This is a genomic window from Mesorhizobium alhagi CCNWXJ12-2, assembly GCF_000236565.1.
Taxonomy (GTDB): domain Bacteria; phylum Pseudomonadota; class Alphaproteobacteria; order Rhizobiales; family Rhizobiaceae; genus Allomesorhizobium; species Allomesorhizobium alhagi.
The window spans coordinates 1-2,255 of sequence record NZ_AHAM01000351.1; the positions used below are offsets into that span (position 1 = coordinate 1).

At 60.7% G+C, this 2,255-nt stretch carries 1 protein-coding gene and 2 pseudogenes; 1 reads left to right on the forward strand and 2 read right to left on the reverse strand.

Going from position 1 to position 2,255, the window contains the following annotated elements; translation table 11 throughout:
• Nucleotides 1-29: 29 nt before the first annotated feature.
• Both MAXJ12_RS34065 and MAXJ12_RS34070 read right to left on the reverse strand, forming a co-directional pair.
• Nucleotides 30-827, reverse strand: a pseudogene (locus MAXJ12_RS34065) (ATPase domain-containing protein); the annotation flags it as partial.
• 220 nt (nt 828-1,047) lie between these two features.
• A pseudogene (locus MAXJ12_RS34070) lies at nt 1,048-1,227 on the reverse strand (ferritin-like domain-containing protein); the annotation flags it as partial.
• A 701-nt stretch (nt 1,228-1,928) separates the two neighbouring features.
• Here MAXJ12_RS34070 and MAXJ12_RS38645 point away from each other — a divergent pair.
• Nucleotides 1,929-2,255: hypothetical protein (locus MAXJ12_RS38645; protein ID WP_210160955.1), on the forward strand; the 327-nt coding region annotated here is incomplete at its 3' end.

A 2,255-nucleotide genomic window follows, 5' to 3' on the forward strand; every position in this document is an offset into this window, starting at 1 on the left:
CCGCCGTCAAGCGCGGGCACCAAGCGTTAGATTCCATCCACTAGCAATGCGTCGACCCCATTGCCACTGAGCGCGGGACGCCCCCCCGCGGTCTGGTCGTGATCGCCTGCGACCAAGCGCGGGAACACTTCAACGCCGCCTGGCCGTATGACGAAGTCATGGTAGCCGCCCCTGAGTTCCACGCCGCGCATCTTGATAAGCCGAAGGCGCCGTCGCTCACCGCCATAGATCGGCGTCACCTGCTCCATGCGGATAACACCGTGGGTTATCGAATGAAGGTTGAGATCGTCATGCTCCGCCGTCAGATCGTCGAGCAGCAAGACCGTAGCATTGTTCAGGAGGAAAAAGCTCTTGAGCGCCAACACCTGCCGGCGATAGCGAAGCGACCCCTGCGAGAGCAACCGGATCTCGGACAAGGAATCGAACACCACTCTGTCGGGCTTGACCCGTTCCATCTCCGCCAGGGCCGCAGTGACCGTTTCGCCGAGTTCCAGATCGGATGAATGGACGACCGTCTGCAACTGCGAAGGATCAAGGCTGAGTTCCGGGGGCACCAGTTCGAGTATATCGACGCCCTTCAGGTCCCATCCGTGCCTGCTGGCCACAGACAGCAATTCCCGCCTGCTTTCCGAAAGCGTAATATAGAGGCACTTCTCTCCGAGCGAAGCTCCCTTGATGAGGAACTGGAGCCCGAGCGTTGTCTTGCCCGACCCGGGCCGTCCTTCGATAAGGTGGGAGCGAAATTTTGCGTAGCCGCCGCGAAGGATATAGTCGAGGCCGGCAACACCCGAGGTAACTGGTGACGCGTCTTGTGTTCTGTCCACAATGCCCCCATCGTCGGTTTGTGCCCGCGATAACGGCTGCAGTCTTGAATCGTTCCCACCTTGCGGCTTCGCTAGGGCCGTCGATCACCGCTGCGCCCTCCAGGTAGAGAGTGTTGCGCGGGCGAGCGCAGTATGGCCGGGCTATGAGGCTCCGGCCGTTATGGGATGACCCGTCCAACTTGCGGTGGCGCAGTCTTCTGGAGCCGCTCATGCTTCTCCAATACTACTCGGCATCGTTCGCGGAAGCCGCGTTGAGGAGGCCGTATCCTTCGTCGCCGATCGAGGCCAGAAGCTGGAGTTGCATCTCGAGAAAGTTGATATGGCCTTCCTCGTCCTTCAGCAGGTCCTCGAACAGGTGCATGGTCACGTAGTCGCCTAGATCCTGGCAGATCTCGCGCGATTTCGCATCGCCATCAGCGCGGCCTCGCACCCATTCTTTTCCCAGAGCGCCCAGCCCGGAGACGTTCCTTGATGGTTCTTAACAGATTGCAACGGAAGGCTGCCCGAGTTTACCTACGGAATTGACCAGCAATTCCCTGCCTTCATGATGCGATGACAAATAGGTTGGCCGCCACCGCAGTCGGCGAAACAACGCCCCTCGCCGGTTGAGGCTTCAGCGGCTGGCCGATGAGTGCCCGTCGTCGATGGCCGCGGTGGAACACATCCCAGAACCGGGCGAGTGCCGATCGCCGCTACACGCCGCCGCGGAATTCTGGATTAGGGACTGTACCGGCCAAGAGGCAGAGCGTCCCAAGTCTCGACGCATGCGCGCTGGCGTAAATCCGTGAAGGGCATGCAGGATCCGGTCGCTTGCCTGCCGCCGATCCCGCGTGAAATCCCTCTGCAGCGACACCTCGAGATTATTCACGCCAACGTTTCTATCCGCTGCCCACACAGACTACCGAGTTGTTCCCGACAATTCGCGGCATCATCGATCGTCACGGCATCGAGCATGCGCGTCTGGTGCTGGCGACCCGTTCCGAGATACCGCAACGAGGGCTGGCTCGACGGGGTGTCTCTCTGGACCGCGGCCCTGCAAGCAATCTCGCATCTCCTGCTTGCTGACGATTTGCACAAAAGCGACGACGCCCGCGCAACTGGCAAGTGCGCAACGTGCCGTTTTCAGCAAGCCTAAAGTCGGCGGTCGTCACCAATCAGGATGCCTGCCTCCTAGGCGGCAACTTGCCTGCTGGGAAAGTGTCCAGCTACGCCGGTGGGCGGTTCGCGTTCCTCTTTCGTCGTGGCGATCTCTTCGGCTGCACGCCGGCGTCACGCTTTCCCCGCTTTATTAAAGGCTCTGTTAAAGCGCCGATAGACCATCGAGCCCGGCTTTCACTGCGCGAGAACGGCTTCTCGCGACGGTTTCAACGGAGTCAGCGTTTTTCCTGCGAGCCCGTCTTGTCGCGGACGGATTCCTCGGTCCGTTCGGCC